The 15,680-nt window shown below is 56.0% G+C and carries 11 protein-coding genes; 7 read left to right on the top strand and 4 right to left on the bottom strand.

Annotated elements, in window-relative coordinates; translation table 11 throughout:
- The 3 genes from ACFFT4_RS26725 to ACFFT4_RS26715 form a co-directional block, all read left to right on the top strand.
- A partial coding sequence (locus ACFFT4_RS26725) for a hypothetical protein (RefSeq protein WP_378052090.1) occupies positions 1-261 on the top strand: 261 nt, incomplete at its 5' end.
- A 129-nt stretch (positions 262-390) separates the two neighbouring features.
- Entirely contained in the window at positions 391-714 is a 324-nt protein-coding gene (locus ACFFT4_RS26720) for an ArsR/SmtB family transcription factor (protein WP_378052089.1), read from the top strand.
- A gap of 97 nt (positions 715-811) precedes the next feature.
- Entirely contained in the window at positions 812-1,813 is a 1,002-nt protein-coding gene (locus ACFFT4_RS26715) for an NADP-dependent oxidoreductase (protein ID WP_378052088.1), read from the top strand.
- A 128-nt stretch (positions 1,814-1,941) separates the two neighbouring features.
- On the opposite strand, the gene ACFFT4_RS26710 is transcribed toward ACFFT4_RS26715, so the two are convergent.
- Entirely contained in the window at positions 1,942-7,668 is a 5,727-nt protein-coding gene (locus ACFFT4_RS26710; RefSeq protein ID WP_378052087.1) for a putative Ig domain-containing protein, read from the bottom strand.
- A gap of 329 nt (positions 7,669-7,997) precedes the next feature.
- Between ACFFT4_RS26710 and ACFFT4_RS26705 the strand changes: the two genes are divergently transcribed.
- Positions 7,998-11,123: an ATP-binding protein gene (locus ACFFT4_RS26705; RefSeq protein ID WP_378052086.1), complete on the top strand. Its 3,126-nt coding sequence runs from the start codon at positions 7,998-8,000 to the stop codon at positions 11,121-11,123.
- A gap of 3 nt (positions 11,124-11,126) precedes the next feature.
- The gene (locus tag ACFFT4_RS26700) at positions 11,127-12,227 is read left to right on the top strand and encodes a response regulator (protein WP_378052085.1); all 1,101 of its coding nucleotides are present in this window, start codon (positions 11,127-11,129) and stop codon (positions 12,225-12,227) included.
- A 109-nt stretch (positions 12,228-12,336) separates the two neighbouring features.
- Here ACFFT4_RS26700 and ACFFT4_RS26695 read toward each other — a convergent pair whose 3' ends face one another.
- From ACFFT4_RS26695 to ACFFT4_RS26685, 3 genes are all read right to left on the bottom strand, one after another.
- Positions 12,337-12,900 carry an FAD-dependent oxidoreductase gene (locus tag ACFFT4_RS26695; RefSeq protein WP_378052084.1) on the bottom strand — a complete coding sequence of 188 codons (564 nt, stop codon included), beginning with the start codon at positions 12,898-12,900 and terminating at the stop codon, positions 12,337-12,339.
- A gap of 352 nt (positions 12,901-13,252) precedes the next feature.
- Entirely contained in the window at positions 13,253-13,441 is a 189-nt protein-coding gene (locus tag ACFFT4_RS26690) for an H-type small acid-soluble spore protein (RefSeq protein ID WP_378052083.1), read from the bottom strand.
- Between the two features lie 2 nt (positions 13,442-13,443).
- A complete protein-coding gene (locus ACFFT4_RS26685; RefSeq protein ID WP_378052081.1) occupies positions 13,444-13,608 on the bottom strand; it encodes a hypothetical protein in 165 nt (54 codons plus the stop codon).
- 146 nt (positions 13,609-13,754) lie between these two features.
- Between ACFFT4_RS26685 and ku the strand changes: the two genes are divergently transcribed.
- Positions 13,755-14,615, top strand: a complete 861-nt coding sequence (ku, locus tag ACFFT4_RS26680) for a non-homologous end joining protein Ku (protein WP_378052080.1) — start codon at positions 13,755-13,757, stop codon at positions 14,613-14,615.
- A gap of 75 nt (positions 14,616-14,690) precedes the next feature.
- Positions 14,691-15,647 carry an ATP-dependent DNA ligase gene (locus tag ACFFT4_RS26675; protein WP_378052078.1) on the top strand — a complete coding sequence of 319 codons (957 nt, stop codon included), beginning with the start codon at positions 14,691-14,693 and terminating at the stop codon, positions 15,645-15,647.
- Positions 15,648-15,680 lie beyond the last annotated feature (33 nt).

Here is a 15,680-nt window from a genome sequence, read left to right as displayed (position 1 = left end):
ATACCAAGGTTAGCGGCGGGGAGGGGGAGAAAAAGCACGGTCGCAATGACCATGCCTTTTCCACAGTTAATCGACAGCTTCTGTCAGACCGCTAAAAGCGGGCAACTGCACGAATTGGCCTGCTTAACGGTCTCCCAGACTGCTAAAAGCGGGCAACTGCACGAATTGGCCTGCTTAACGGCCTCCCTGACCGCTAAAGGCAGGCAACTGCCCAAATTGGCCCGCGTAGCGGCCTGCCGGGCCGTAAAAAAGGTGGGTTGAGTGGGAATTTCTCAAGGCGAGCTCGGAATAGGCGATTCCCCCCTCCCCTCAAAATTCACTTGATCTTTTCATTCATTTAATTATAATTATGTTCAAATGATTAAACCAATGAGCAAAAGGATGATACGCATGAGCAAACAAATCGAGCAGACTCTGCAGAAGTTTAAAGAGGGCATCCCTCTGCTGGAAGTGCTGACCGATGAAAGCCGTCAAGCCATTATTATGCTGCTGGCCCAAAATAAATCGGGGCTTAACGTTAATGCGATCTCGAGCCATATCAATTTGTCCAGGCCGGCTGTCTCCCATCATTTGAAGGTGTTGAAGCAGTCCGGTTTTATTAATTCCGAGAAAAAAGGTGTAGAAAACTATTATATATTGACCATACGCAAACCGCTTGAACAACTGAAATCTCTGATTGCTGCCGTTGAAGACCAATGCAATGGATCTCAGTGACCGGCAGCAGGCTTAAAGGGATTACTGCGTCGCAGGTTTATTTTCGCCCAATAAGTTCATTAGTTTAAACCAATAATCATAACTGGAGGGGTTAGAAATGAAAGCCGCAACCATTAAAAAATACGGAAAAAATGTTCCGTTAGTCGTAACCAAGCAGCCAATGCCCGTTGTCGGGGAGCACGACGTGCTCGTTGAAATCCGCGCCGCCAGCTTGAATCCCATCGACTTTAAAATCAAAGAAGGAAAAGCGAAGCTTCTATTAAGTTACAAGTTCCCTCTCATCCTGGGCAACGATTTCTCCGGAGTTGTCGTCCAGGTCGGCGAACGGGCAAAGACATTTAAGATCGGAGATGAAGTTTACGGGAGGCCCCGCAAAACCCGAATCGGCACGTTAGCCGAATTTATTGCCGTTCACGAGGATGACATTGCGCTGAAACCGCGCACTCTAAGCTTTGAAGAAGCTGCCTCCGTACCGTTGGTGGGACTGACGACTTACCAAGCCTTGTCCGATATTCTCCAGCTGCAACAAGGGCAGAAAATTTTGATTCATGCAGGTTCGGGAGGCGTAGGCACCATCGCTATCCAAATGGCCAAACGGATGGGCGCATTCGTCGCTACAACGGCCAGCGATAAAGGCTATGATTTGGTCAAATCGATGGGAGCCGATCTGATCGTGAATTACCGCAAAGAGAATTTCGAGGAGAAGCTTGCCGGGTATGACGCTGTTTTCGACACTTTAGGCGGAGCAGCCTTGGAAAAATCGTTCCGCATCCTGAAGCCGGGCGGTCAAATCGTATCCATCTCTGGCATGCCGAACGCAAGATTCGGCAGAGAAGCCGAATTGGGTTGGATGAAAACGGCCATTTTGTCTGTCGTGAGCCGCAGAATTACAGCCCTTGAGAAGAAACACCGCGTTAAATATCATTATCTTTTTATGAAACCGAGCGGTGCTCAATTGAAGGTTTTAAAGGAATGGATCGAGGAGGGTCGCATAAAGCCCGTTATCGATAAAGTGTTTCGCCTGGAGGATGCCGAGCAAGCCCTGCATTACCTGGAAAGCGGCAGCGCCAAAGGAAAGGTAATCGTTAAAATCAAGTAATTCCGGGAGCATCCCGACCGAGCTTGCCAGCGAAAATGGGGGCAGCAGCGCGAAGAGACGTATCCCTCGCTCCTCCTCAAGAGGATCCGGGATACGTCCCTTCTTTGCCCGCAAATTTCTATCTCTTCTTACCTGACTTCAATCAGCTCCGACTTTTGCAGCAGCCGCTGAACAATCGCCGCGACTTCCGCGCGGGTCATATTGGCCTTCGGCGCCAGCGTATCCGCGCTCCTGCCCGTTACGATGCCTGCTTGCACGCTGCCCGCGACACCGTCCTGCGCCCATTTGGCAACCTTAGACGCATCCGCGTAAGGATTCAGTGCCACATTCGCCGATTGAACGGTCAACGTATCCGCCAGGCCGGTTAACGTCATCGCTTTGGACAGAATCAGCATCGCCTGCTCGCGCGTGATTTTGTCCTGCGGACGGAAGGTGCCGTCCAGGAAGCCGTCGATCAATTGATACGCATAGGCCGTGTTGATCACGCCGCTGTACCAGTCCGATGCTTTCACGTCGGAGAAGGCCGTCGCGCCGCTTTCCGGCTTGAGTCCCAGTCCGCGCACGAGAATAGCTGCAAACTCGGCGCGGGTAATGTCCCGATTCGGAGTGAATTTGCCGCCCCCCGTTCCATCGATGACCATCCGCGAGCCCATGTCGTTCACGGCGGATTTCGCCCAGTGCTTCGCGACGTCGCTGAATTCGATCGGATTCCAGACGACGGCATACGTGCTGTTGGTCAAGCTGTTGATCTTGGCAAAATAGGTTGCGCCGTTCTTGGTCACCTGCGTCGGCACATGACGCACCGAACCGTCCGCTTCAATCACGACGCCCGTCGTAATCTTGTTCGGATCGATCTCGTCCGGAATGGTGACCGTTCTTTCGACGTAGGCGTTAAACTTCGTCACGCTGACCGTCTGGCTGCCATAAGCCGCGGTAATGTTGAACTCCAGCGGCGGCATTACCAGCGAGAACGTGCCTTTCGCCGCCGAATTCTCCGCGAGCTTAACCGTCTCTGCCGTAGAAGCGGAAATTTCGATCCGCACCTTGATGTCCGCCAGATTGGCCGGCTTGCCGAGCTGCGCGAAGATCGCGTCGATGTTGATCTCGTACGCCGGGATCGTATACGCCGCATTGTCGGTTTGGAGCACGAGAACCGCTTCCTTGTTCTCCATGTTTTTGACCATTTGACCGTTCAGTTCGCCAACGATGACATCCGACTGCGACTTGACCGGTATCGTCACGACGGCGCCCTGGCCTTCGGCCGCCAGCTTGTCGTCCAGCTTCTTCTCGTCTACGGCAATGGTCAGCAGGGTTTGGTCGTTGCGCTTGCCGGTCGTCGCCGTTCCCGCATTTTCTTCCTTGCCGTTCACCAGTACGATGACGGCCTCTTCGTTTGTGCCGCCGGAAGGCGAGGTCGCTCCTCCGTTGGCTCCGCCGCCGTTCGAACCCCCGGAACCGCTGCCCGAGTCCCCGGAGCCGTTGCCCGAATTGCCTCCGTTGCCGCCGGATGACGAACGCGGAACAACCGCAGATGACGCGACTGAAGCCGCGCTGCTGCCCGCTGAATTGATCGCCTGAACCGTAAACGTATAGCTCATGCCGTTCGTCAAGCCTGTAATCTTGATCGGACTCTTCGTTCCTTCAGCGGTTTTTCCGCCCGGATGAGCGGTCACGATGTACTTTGTAATCGGATTGCCCCCGTCATCTACCGGCGGCGTGAAGCTTATCGTTGCCTGTCCGTTGCCTGCGACAGCGGTCACGTTCGTCGGTGCATTCGGCACCGTCGCCGGAACGCCTTCCGCTTCATTGGATGCGGCGCTCAAGCCGCTGCCGCTTCCGGCTTTCACTACAAAGTAATACTTCTTGCCGTTCGTCAGATTGGATACCTGGTAATCCGTTGCTCCAGTTACGACCGTAAATTCCCCATCATCATACCCGTGCGAAGTTTCAGACACGTACACGTTGTAAAACGCTGCGCCCGAAACCTCGTCCCAAGTTAGATTTACGAAACCGTTCCCTGCAGCTGCAGTCAAACCCTGCGGGTTGGCCGGCATTCCCGGCAGGTTAACGCTTTGGGTCACGCTGGTATTCCCATATCCCGTTGCCTTAACTGCGATCGCATGCGTGCCGCCGCTGAGCACGCCGCCATAAATGGTCAGCTTGCCGGCCGTAATTACGTAATCAGTAGGGGACAGCGCCGTTCCGTCTACGCTCACTTCTGTAATCGCTCCGCGCCATGCCGCATCATCCGTAAATGTAATTTCAATCGAATGGTCCGTATCGTTATCGCTGTTGTCGGCCGTCAAAGCCGGTGCCGGAACAGGGCCTCCGCCGGACGAGCCGGAGTTAATATCGCCGGAAGACAACGTAATCTCGCTGAACTTCACAACCTTGCCGGAGCTGTCCACTTCATACAATGCAATATGTTTGTTCGTTGTTGCGTCAACGCCCGAGATGTCGTTGCCCGCCGTATAGCTGCTCGCTCCGCTCGGCACGGCATCGCCGACATTTGGCTTCGGCGTGCTGCCGGACGTTACCAGCACCTTCAACTGGTTGCCGTCTCCCGCCGCCACTCCGGTCACCTTGGTCGTTCCCGGCTGCGCTCCCGGCTGGGCCGTCGGCGTCGTCCCGAAACCTGGGGCCGGAACAGTACCGCCTCCTCCCTCCGCCGCGTTTACGGTTAGCGTAAAGGATTGTGTAGCGTCGTCCGTCGGCGTCCCGTTAGAGGCCGTTACGGTGAAGGGATAACTGCCCGCACCGACAGTTCCGGCAACCGTTAGGAGACCGGTCGATGGGTTTATACTCACACCCGCCGGGGCGCCGTCCAGGGTATACGTAATAGTCCCGGTTCCCACAGCGATCACTTGGAACGTACCGCCAGAGCCAGACGTGACAGAAGTGCTATTCGGTGAAGTGATATTGGGCGCGCTCGCCGTTTTCACATTAAGCGTAAAAGATTGCGCAGCATCTTCCTCCGGCGTCCCGTTAGAGGCCGTTACGGTGAAGGGATAACTGCCCGCATCGACAGTTCCGGCAACCGTTAGGAGACCCGTCGATGAGTTAATGCTTACACCTGCCGGAGCGCCTGTCAGCGAATACGTGATCGTCCCGCTTCCCGTGGTGGCGTTCACCTGGAACGTACCACCCAAGCCGGACGTGACAGATGCGCTATCCGCCGAGGTGATCTTGGGCAAGGCGCTATAGAACACCGTGATTGGCACTGCCGAGCCGCTTGGCATAGTGAATGTTACAGAAGCATTGTACATATCTCCCGGAAGGATAACGCTGCTTGACCACATCATGAATTTGTAGCCTGCATTGGGATTGGCGGTCAGTGTGACAGTCCCCCCTGTTGTCGCTTTTGCCGGGCTTGCCTTGGGATTTCCGCTCCCTGCCGGATTAACGAAGAAGATAACGCTAGCCGATGCCACGGAAAGCCCAAAGCTTTGCGTAACGCTACCCTCTTCGTTTGAGGCCTTAACGGTAAAAGTGTGATATCCCACCGCGACAGTGTCGGCAATCGTCATAAGGCCCGATGATGGGTCAATGGTTACGCCCGCTGGCGCGCCCTCTAGCGAATAAGCGATGTTCCCGCCGCCCACGGCGCTCACCTGATACGTTCCGCCCTCGCTAAACGTAACATTTGTGCCGGCAATCGAGGTAATCTGAGGGGGACCGCTCGGCTCATTTACAGCAAGTGTAAAAGATTGCATAGCGTCTTCTTCCGGCGTTCCGTTAGAGGCCGTGACGATAAAAGGATAACTGCCCGCCGCGACAGTTCCGGCAACCGTTATAAGACCGGTTGATGAGTCAATGCTTACGCCAATCGGAGCATCAGTTAGCTTATACGTGATGGTTCCGTCTCCCGTAGCAGTCACCTGGAACGTTCCGCCAGAGCCGGATGTGACAGATGCGTTATCCGCCGAGGTGATCGTGGGCAAGGCGATATAGACCGCCGTGATATACTCCTTGGTTGAGCCGCTCGGCATGGTGAATGTCGTAGAGGGGTCTGACAGATTTTCCAAGGGAATAACGTTATTCGAATTCGACCATGTACTGAATTTGTAGCCGGCATTGGGGTTGGCGGTCAGTGTGACGGTATCCCCTGCGGCTGCGTTTGCCGGAATTGCCTTTGGTCTTCCGCCCCCTGCTGGCTCAACGACGAGGACGACACTGCCCTCGTCCACGTAGAGCCAAAAGTCTTGCGTATCCTCTCCCTCATCGTTAGAGGCCTTGACGGTGATATTATAAATTTTCACCGGAACAGTTTGGTCAACTGTTATAACGCCGGTCGATGAATCAACACTTACTCCTGTTGGAGCATTCACCAGCGAATAGGTGATGATCCCGCCGCCCGTAGCTTTCACTCGATGCGTTCCGCCCTCGCCGGACGTGACATGTGCAATTTCCGCCGAGGTGATATGGGGCGGACCGCTCGCAGCATTCACAGTTAACGTAAAAGATTGCTTATCGTCTTCCTCCGTCTTCCCGTTAGAGGCCTTGACGGTGAAATCGTAACTCCCCACCGCAACAGTATCGGCAACCATCATGACGCCGGTCGACGAGTTAATGCTCACACCCGCCGGAGCGTCCACCAGCGAATAGGCAATCTCGCCGCCCGTAGCGGTTACCTGAAATACACCTCCCAAACCGGACGTAACGGATGTAAAATCCGCCGAAGTAATCACGGGAGGGAGAGGAGCAAAATTTGCTGTAACCGCCACTTCCTTGTTCGGCATGTAGAAGGCCGTGCTTTCAGCGGTGGCGTCAGAGAACGTAATATTATCGTTACTTGTCCAGTTCGAGAATTTATATCCTATGTTTGCACTTGCGCTTAGATTGACCCACAATCCCGCATATTCCTCTGTTATAACTTGACCCTTTCCCGAAGAACGTGCCGTGGCGCTTCCGCCTGCCGTCGGACTGGCGGCCGTGGTGATCGAATGAGGGATTCCGATCTTGACATGGCCGTCGTAAATAATCATATTTATTCTTCTATCGTGGCTAAACTGATTGGAGTCAACGTATACTGCATTTTTCATGAGGTTTCGTAGTTCATCATCGCTAAATCCCGCATCCGTCCCGTCGAATAGCATATCGCCATCCTTAAACCAATCGTTGCCGAAGCCGGGATATAGCCCAATACCAGCAATTGCGTACGGTACGGAGGAATCTGCCAGTTTTACATACGAATTTAAACCATAGGTGATTGTCATGGCAGGATAAACATTAAACCCATTCCTGATACCAAACTTCATAGTGACATCAGTGACATTATCCTCCAACCACAGGTTGCCGACAGTGAGCGGTTCGATCATAGCCGAACCGTTGGTCTCTACTCTAACGTTTTGTACGAAGGTGCCGCCGATAAAATTTGCTGTGGCGCCGCTTTGCACCATCACATCGACTATGCCCTTTTCGCGGTCTTCATTGTTCTCATCCAGATCCCGAAGGCCAATCGTAATATTTGTAAAGTTCACTGTACCAGACTGTACCGAGAACATGATTCCGGTTAATCCTTCATTCCAATTTATCTTCGACGGTTGGTAGTAACCCAGAGGCTTTCCTTCATAGTCGTATGACCCTATTGTGATGCTTTTGTTCAAGTTGATTTGACTGGATATCCGCATGTCGGACAACACTCCGATAGTATCGCCGTCTGCTGCCTCCTCATACGCCTTCTCTATTGTGGCGTATGGATGCTCAAATGAGCCATCACCTGAGCTGTCGTTCCCCAGCGTGCTGACAAACACGACATTACTTTCTGCGAAAGCCGGAACGGCTGTCGCCGGCAGTAAACCGAATGACAAAACCAACGCCAGAAGCAGACAAAATATCCTTTTCGTTCTTTTCATATTAGCTAACCTCCCGTTGAATTTCTCTGATTTTTCTAAATGTAAGCAGCATAAGCGACTGCCTGCCGCCCGGAAATCCCCTATTCCCGCCTCGACATGCCCATGGCGCGGCTTGTAATCTTGCTCTTCCATAACCAACCTTTACCGCCTTTCTTGTCAAAGACAGCGTTAATATTTTACTTCCAGCTATCCTAGCACGAGCGAATAAACAAGCAATAAACAAACCTCGACAGCGATCGACGCACTAACCAAGGACTCGACCGTTGTTTACAATTTGTTTATTCCAATAAGCTAAGCTGATAGAATGGCACTAAAAGGGGGGTGCGACATTGCCCGGGAAAACACCGCTGAGCAGAGTGGCAACGATCGGCGCGATCAGTCTTCTGCTCGTCTCGCTTTTTATTCTCTCGCTGATGGCCAACGCCAGCGGTTCGCGGAATTCCCCGCAAGTGCGCGGGGGAACGCTGAGCCTTCACGACTGGAATCCCGATCGAACCCCCGTCGTGAAGCTGGATGGGGAATGGGAATTTTATTGGAATCGACTGCTGACTCCCGAGGATTTTCGCAAGCAGGGGAGAACGTTAATCGATAGCGCCTCCTACATGACGGTTCCCTCTACCTGGAACGGTCAAACCGTAAACGGCATCAAGCTGCCCGCCTACGGCGCGGCGACCTACCGAATGACGCTGACCGATCTGCCGGCCTCCGACATTTACGCCTTAAAGAAATCGAATATCCGATTTTCGAGCCGGATTTACGTGAACGGAGAAGAGCTGCTAACAGACGGGCGGCCGGACGGCGGAGACGACGCTTACGAGCCTGGCAATCGCCCCAGGCTGAACAGCTTTTACAGCGCTGGCGGCGATGTCGAGATCATCGTGCAGGCGGCCAACTACGACTATGTCAATTCCGGCTTCAGCATGCCCCTGTTGTTCGGCAAGGACGAGGCGCTGGTCTCGCTGCAGCGAAAAACGATCGCAAGGGAAATCGCCATTATGGCCATTCTCGGGACGCTGGCGCTGATTTACGTCATCTGCTTCGTCGCGGCCGCGATGTACAGCAGGAAGGATTATTCCCTGCTCATGCTTGCGCTTCTGTGCGTGTCGGCCGGAATTTACCACAGCCTGATGGGAGAACGTTCCCTGCTGCTGCTGATCCCGGACATCTCGTTCGTGACGCTGTACAAAATCAAAGACGTCGCCTCGGTGCTCACCTGCATGTCCGTAGCCTTGGCCTTTTATCACCTGCAAAAAAAGATCATTTCGTCCAGGCTGGTGCTCGCGACTGCGCTCGTATTTGGGGCGTTTGCGGTATTGATTGTGTTTTTTCCGATCAGCGCCTATACGCCCGTTCAATATTACATTGTCATCTCGTACCAATTGCTATTGCTCTGGCTTTTCGTCCGCAGCTCTTATCTTTACGTCAGGAGCAAGGACAGCCGCCGCTGGAAATCGTTCCTGCTCTGCATGGCGATTTTATCGATCAATCTGTATTCCATCGATACGATATGGTTTGCGCTGGGCCTGACCTCGTCCATGCAATTCAGCCAGCTCTGCATTATCGCGCTTAACTTGATCCTGCTCCTGCTCATCGTCCTGCGCTTCTTCGAGGCTTACCATACGATTAATGAAATGAAGGACCAATTGCTTCGCATGGACAAAATCAAAGACGATTTTCTGTCCAACACCTCTCACGAGCTGAGAACGCCGCTGAACGCCATCGTCAACATCTCCGAAACGCTGCTCAAGGGGGTAAGCGGCGAGGTGAACAGTGAACAAGCGCAAAATCTATCGCTCGTCGTCGGCAGCGGAAGACGGCTTACGCATCTCGTCAACGAGCTGCTCGACTACTCCAAGCTGAAGCACGGGGATTTGAAGCTGAACAAGAGCCGTCTGATTCTGAAAGCGTATGTCGAGTCGGTCATGCGAATTCATCAGTTCCTGCTGGAAGGGAAAAGTACGAGACTCGTCAATCGCGTGACGGAAGACCTGCCTCTCGTTCATGCGGACGGCACCCGGCTTACGCAAATTTTACATAACCTGATCGGCAATGCGGTCAAATTCTGCGATCGGGGAACCGTGGAGGTAAGCGCGTCGGTGGCGGGGGAATGGATCGAGATTCGCGTCAGCGATACCGGAATCGGCATCGAACCCCATATGCAGGAACGGATTTTCCTGGATTACGAGCAGGGAGATCACGCAGGAGCGCCCCAGTACGCCGGAACCGGGCTGGGCTTGAGCATTACCAAACGGCTTGTCGAGCTTCACGGAGGCCGCATCGGCGTCCGCTCGATTGTCGGACAAGGCGCCACCTTTACCTTCACGCTGCCCGTCGCCCCCGGCAAAACCGCCAAATCGCGAGCGGAGCCGCAAGCGGCGGACAAGTCTCCTTTTTCCGGCGGCCTGACGCACCAGGACTATCCTCTGCGCATCGAGGGCGAGCACAAAGAAGCCATTCTGATCGTGGACGACAACGCGCTGAATCTGCAAAGCATGATCAACCTGTTCAAGCTGGAAAATCAAACGGCCGTCGCCGTCAACCGCGGGGAATCGGCGCTGCAAGCCGTCTTCTCGCGGCAGGAGTTTTACCTCGTCGTGCTGGACATCGCGATGCCGGACCTGTCGGGCTTCGAGGTGCTGCGGCGCATTCGCGAACGCTTCTCCCCCTTCGAGCTTCCTGTCCTGATGCTGACGGCGAGAAGCCGGAGCGAGGATATTCGGCTGGCGATGGAGCTGGGAGCGAACGATTTCGTCGCCAAGCCGTTCGAGTCCGAGGAGCTGATGGCCCGGGTCAGAAGCCTGTCGAAGCTGAAGTCGTCCGTCAAGCTGGCCAGGGACGCGGAAATCGCCTTTTTGCGCTCGCAGATCAAGCCTCACTTCCTGTACAACGCCCTGACGGCAATCGCCGAACTGTGCATGACCCATCCGAGACAGGCCGAGGAGGTTACGCTGCAGTTGTCGCGTTACTTGCGCAGCAGCTTCGACTTCAAGCATCTTGACGCGATGACGACGCTGAGCGACGAGCTTTCGTTGGTTCGGGCTTACGTCGGAATCGAACAGGCCCGCTTCGGCGCACGGCTGCGCGTGGAATACGAGGTGGATGCCGATCCGAACCTGCTGCTCCCTCCTCTTATGATTCAACCCTTGGTGGAAAACGCGATTCGCCACGGCGTCATGTCCAACTCCAAGGGCGGCGTCGTCAGTCTTCTGGTCAAGGGGAACGCCGCAAACGGGGTCACCTTGCGGATTGAGGACAACGGACGCGGAATGAGCCCGCAGAAGCTGCACCGTGTGCTGAATCCGGACTCGGCGGCGAAAGGCATCGGCCTGTGGAACATCGCCCAGCGCCTGCGGCTTCTGTACGGCACGGACATGCGAATTGAAAGCCGGGAAGGCGAAGGCACGAGAATCGAAATCGAGCTGCCCGGCGAAAACGCGATAGCGAAAGGAAGCTGACGTATGCTGCGGATCATAGTGGTGGATGACGAGGAGCTCGCGGCGATGCGCTTGATGCGTATTCTGTCCGAGCGGAACGAGCCAAGCGAAGCCGTCATGTTTCTGGACCCTCTGGAAGCGTATGAATATGCCAAAGCGCACCCTGTCGACGTCGCTTTTCTGGACATTTCCATGCCCGATGTCAACGGGATGCAGCTGTCCAAGCTGCTGACGGACATCCAGGAGAAGATTAAAATCGTTTTTGTCACCGGATACGACGCCTATGCGGTGCGGGCTTTCGAGCTCAACGTCCTGGATTACATTATGAAGCCGATTACGGCGGAGCGGCTGGATGTCACGATGAAGAGGCTCGGCACGAGTCATTCGGAGAGCGCGGCGGTCAAGCCGTCGCTGGAGATATTCCTGTTCAACGGGATGACGGTGAGCCTGCGAACCGCCGCGGACACCAGAGAAGCCGTCAAGCTGCGGAGTCCGAAAACCGAGGAGCTGTTCGCCCTTCTGGTGTGCAAGCGAAGCGTGCATAGAGAGGAAATCGTCGATACGCTGTGGGACGGACTTGTGCCCGATAAAGCCTGGAAAAACCTGAATTCCACGCTGTATTACGTTCGGAAGGCGATCAATGCGGCCGAGCAAAGATGCGAAATCTCGGTGACAGGCAATGAAATCCGCATCGACTCGGATACGCTCTACTGCGATCTGTACGAATTCGAACGAATTCTGAAGGAAATCCGGCGCGATCCGGAACGGCATACGCCGCTGTTTAAGCGGGCGGAGTCGCTGTATACCGGACCGCTGCTGCGGGGCAAGGCGTACGAATGGGCCGGCGAGTACGCCCTCAGCCTCGAACGGCAATATACCGAGCTGCTGGAAATCCAGGCCCGGCATTACCGTCAGCGCGGGCAGCTCCTTCAGGCGCTGAACTGCTATGAAGAAATTCTCAAGCTGGACGCCATACGCGAGGACGTCCACGGCGAAATGATCCTCGTTTTCCTCGAGCTGGGCCGCAAAAACGACGCGCTCAGACAGTACCGACAATTGGAAACGATGCTGCGGGCCGAGCTGGGAATGGAGCCGGACGCGAAAATCAAGGAACTGCTGCAGTGAGGGACGTGACAGCTCGCGCGCGAACGACCGCATAGAAGCCTCGGACGAAAACAAAAAGGCTTGAAGCCTTCCCGCAGGGGGAGGACGCCAAGCCTTGCCCTTGTTTCGCTTAAGCCTTCAGAACGTCATGATCGACATAACGCTCGCCGTTCAGCTCGCTGACGACGTTGATCGCCACTTTGGCTCCGTCGCCCGCGGTGATGATCGTGTGCATGCTCACGCCGGCGATCGTGCCGGCCGCCCAGACGTTGGACAGGTTCGTTCTGCCGTCCGGCGCGCAATCGACGATCGTCTTGATGCGCGGCTCGGTGCCCGGCTTGGTCGCAACGCCGCTGGCCTCGGCCACGTCCGCGAACATTCCGGTGGCGATAATGACGTGAGTCGCCTCGTACGACTGCCCGTCCGCTTCGATCGTAACCGAACCGTCGCCGGATACCAGCTTAGTCGCTTTGCCCGTTACGAATTCGGCGCCGAATTTGGCAGCCTGCTTCTTGCCTACGGCAACGAGATCGGGACCGGTAATTCCGTCTACGCCGTAATGGTTTTCCAGCCAAGCGCGTTTCGTTACGCTCTGATCGCTATCGATCACCAGCGTTCTCTTGCCGGCCTTCGCGGTAAAAATCGCAGCGCTGGCGCCCGCCGGCCCTCCGCCGATAATGGCAACGTCGTACATCGCAATCACTCCTCAGGAAAAATTGGAAGCCTTACTTATTGTATCACGGGAATGAATCGCTTTCAAAAAGTAAGCCCCAAGAAGTGTGCCGACTGCTTGCGAATCAGATCAGCCCGGCTGCTCGCGGACAGGCGCGAAACCGGCTGCTTTGGCTGCTTCGGCTTCGAGCGGCCGAAACAGCCAAATCCGCTAGGGCGTGTATGCATACTCCGAGGAAAGCAGATGTTGCCGAATTTTCGTTCCATGCAAGGAACTTTTGTGAAGGCGTACCGAGGGTACGTCAAGCAAAAGTGACGCAGCAGGGGGCGAAAAGGCGGTGATAGATGCCTCTGAGCGGGTTTGCATACACGCCCTAATGCGCGACTTCCTCCAGCCTCTCCACGCCGACCGTCTGCACGTCCGTCGGGCTCTGGCCCACCTGCACGGTCGCCACGCCTCCCTCAACGTCCACATGCTCGATCCAGACCGGCTCGCCGCTGTCCAGTCGAACCTTGAACTGATCGGCCGACTCGTAAATTTCTTTTGCTCTGCGCGCGTCCATATTCAATCCTCCAGCGTTTCCTCGATTTCCGGCACCCATCCGTTATGCAGCGTGACCTGCCCGCCGCCCAAGCCTTCGTTCACCATCCGGTCGACGTCCATGTCGAACTCGTCCCTTCCTTCGTGAATCGAATCCTCAAGCGCCTCTTTATCGTCTTCGGAAGCCACCTCGGCATCTCCCTTTCGAATGTTGGATTCAATCCTTTCCAATATTCCCTGTCCGATTGTTTTCCATGCGAATGGGCAACTTAAGGGAAGAGTTCGCGAGTCGGCTTGCAGCGCCGAGAAACCTCAACAGAGAAGGAGCGTTAGCCATGCATACGGTCTGGAAAGGCGCGATCAGCTTCGGTCTGGTCCACGTTCCCGTTAAAATGTTCACCGCCACCGAGGACAAGGATATCCACCTGCGGATGATCCACAAAGCCTGCGGCACGCCGATCGCCAACGTTCGCACTTGTCCACACTGCGAAAAGGAGGTCGCCTGGGAGGAAATCGCCCGGGGATACGAGCAGGAGAAGGGGAAGTTCGTGCTGTTCGAGCCGGAGGAATTGGAGGCGATCAAGCCCGACAATACGAAGACGATCCAGATTCTCGATTTCGTCGACTTGACGGAGATCGATCCGCTGTACTATCAGAAAGCCTATTATCTGTCGCCCGACCAGGCCGGATCGGGCGCTTACAGCCTGCTGCTGGAAGCGATGCGCCAGTCCGGCAAAATCGGCATCGCCAAAATCGCCATCCGCAGCAAGAGCAGCCTCGCGGCGATCAGGCCCGTCGACAACTGCATCTGCATGGAGACGATGCATTACCCCGACGAGATTCGCTCGCTCCAGCTCGTGCCGAACCTGCCCGCGCAGGCGAACGTGAACGAGAAGGAGCTGACGATGGCCAAGATGCTCATCGAGCAGCTCTCTACCCCGTTCGAGCCGACGAAGTACACCGACGACTACCGCATCGCCCTGCAGGAAGCGATCCAGCGCAAAATCTCCGGCGAAGGCGCGGATATCGTCACCGCTCCGGACGTCGAGAGAACGAACGTTATCGATCTGATGGCCGCGCTGCAGGCCAGCCTTGAGGCGGCCAAGCCGACAGGCTCCGACGAAACCGGCGGCGACCGCGGCAAACCCAAGAGCCGCAGCACGCGCGGCCGCAAGAAAGAAGGGGCGGTGCCTTGACGCCATGAAAGCCGCGAATGCGACCCCGACGGCCGGGACCTTCTTCCCGTATCGGCCTGCCGCCGGCCTTAGGCCATGGAGCTAGAGCCGGTCATTCCGTTCGAGCCGATCGCGGTAACCGAATGGCCGCGGGAGGACGGCTGGATCGCCCAAATCAAATGGGACGGCGTTCGGATGCTGAGCTATTTCGACGGGCGGGAAGCGCGGCTGATCAACCGCCGACGCAACGACCGGACGCCGCAATATCCCGAATTCGCCGATCCGGCCGCCTTCTGCTCCGCCTCTTCGTTTATTCTCGACGGCGAATTTATCGCTTTCGACGAAGCGCGGCCTTCCTTTCAGGAGGTCATGAGAAGAGACGGCCTGCGCACGCAGACCGGCATCGCCGCGGCCGTTCCGCGAGTGCCCGTCACCTATATGATTTTCGACGTGCTCTACCTGGAGGGGCGGTGGACAACCGACCTGCCGCTGGCGCAGAGGCAGCGGCTGCTGGAGAACGTCGTCGTCCCGGGCGAACGCGTGCAGGTCTGCCGCAACTTTGACGATCCGTCGACACTGCTGGCGCAGATGAGAGCGCTGCGGATGGAGGGCATCGTCTGCAAAAGCCTCGACAGCGTCTACGGCATCGGACAGAAGGATAGCCGCTGGCGCAAGCTGAAGCTGACGCACGATCTGTATGCCGCGGTAGGCGGAGTCACTTATAACGGCCCCAGAGTCAATTCGCTGCTGCTTGGCTTGTTCGACGGGGACGGAGGGCTGCATTATATCGGGTATGCGGGAACGGGCAAGCTGTCTCAAGAGGATTGGCGAAGACTGACCGAGCGGATTCCCGCGCTGGCCGTGGAGCGAATGCCGTTTGCCGGCCGGCCGGACCGGGACAAGGACGTCACCTGGGTGCGGCCGCATCTGGTCGCGAAGGTGCAGTTCCTGAACTGGACGCAGGGCGGAACGATGAGGCAGCCGAGCATTCAGGCGCTGCTGCCCGAGCGTTATTTGGCGGAGTGCGGTGTCGGGCAGATCGGCGCGGAATAGGCGAAGTCCGACAGGTCGGAAAAGGAGGCTGCT

This window comes from Cohnella cellulosilytica (genome assembly GCF_042431195.1).
Taxonomy (GTDB): Bacteria; Bacillota; Bacilli; order Paenibacillales; family Paenibacillaceae; genus Cohnella; species Cohnella cellulosilytica.
Note: the sequence above shows the minus strand (reverse complement) of the source record. Positions and strands in the feature narration are given on the sequence as shown.

What these genes read in the sequence shown, in the direction of transcription:
- ACFFT4_RS26720 (WP_378052089.1), top strand. Translation starts at nt 391, where the DNA reads ATGAGCAAACAAATCGAGCAGACTCTGCAGAAGTTTAAAGAGGGCATC.
- ACFFT4_RS26715 (WP_378052088.1), top strand. Translation starts at nt 812, where the DNA reads ATGAAAGCCGCAACCATTAAAAAATACGGAAAAAATGTTCCGTTAGTC.
- ACFFT4_RS26675 (WP_378052078.1), top strand. Translation starts at nt 14,691, where the DNA reads ATGGAGCTAGAGCCGGTCATTCCGTTCGAGCCGATCGCGGTAACCGAA.
- ACFFT4_RS26700 (WP_378052085.1), top strand. Translation starts at nt 11,127, where the DNA reads ATGCTGCGGATCATAGTGGTGGATGACGAGGAGCTCGCGGCGATGCGC.
- ku (WP_378052080.1), top strand. Translation starts at nt 13,755, where the DNA reads ATGCATACGGTCTGGAAAGGCGCGATCAGCTTCGGTCTGGTCCACGTT.
- ACFFT4_RS26695 (WP_378052084.1), bottom strand. Translation starts at nt 12,900, where the DNA reads ATGTACGACGTTGCCATTATCGGCGGAGGGCCGGCGGGCGCCAGCGCT.
- ACFFT4_RS26710 (WP_378052087.1), bottom strand. Translation starts at nt 7,668, where the DNA reads ATGAAAAGAACGAAAAGGATATTTTGTCTGCTTCTGGCGTTGGTTTTG.
- ACFFT4_RS26690 (WP_378052083.1), bottom strand. Translation starts at nt 13,441, where the DNA reads ATGGACGCGCGCAGAGCAAAAGAAATTTACGAGTCGGCCGATCAGTTC.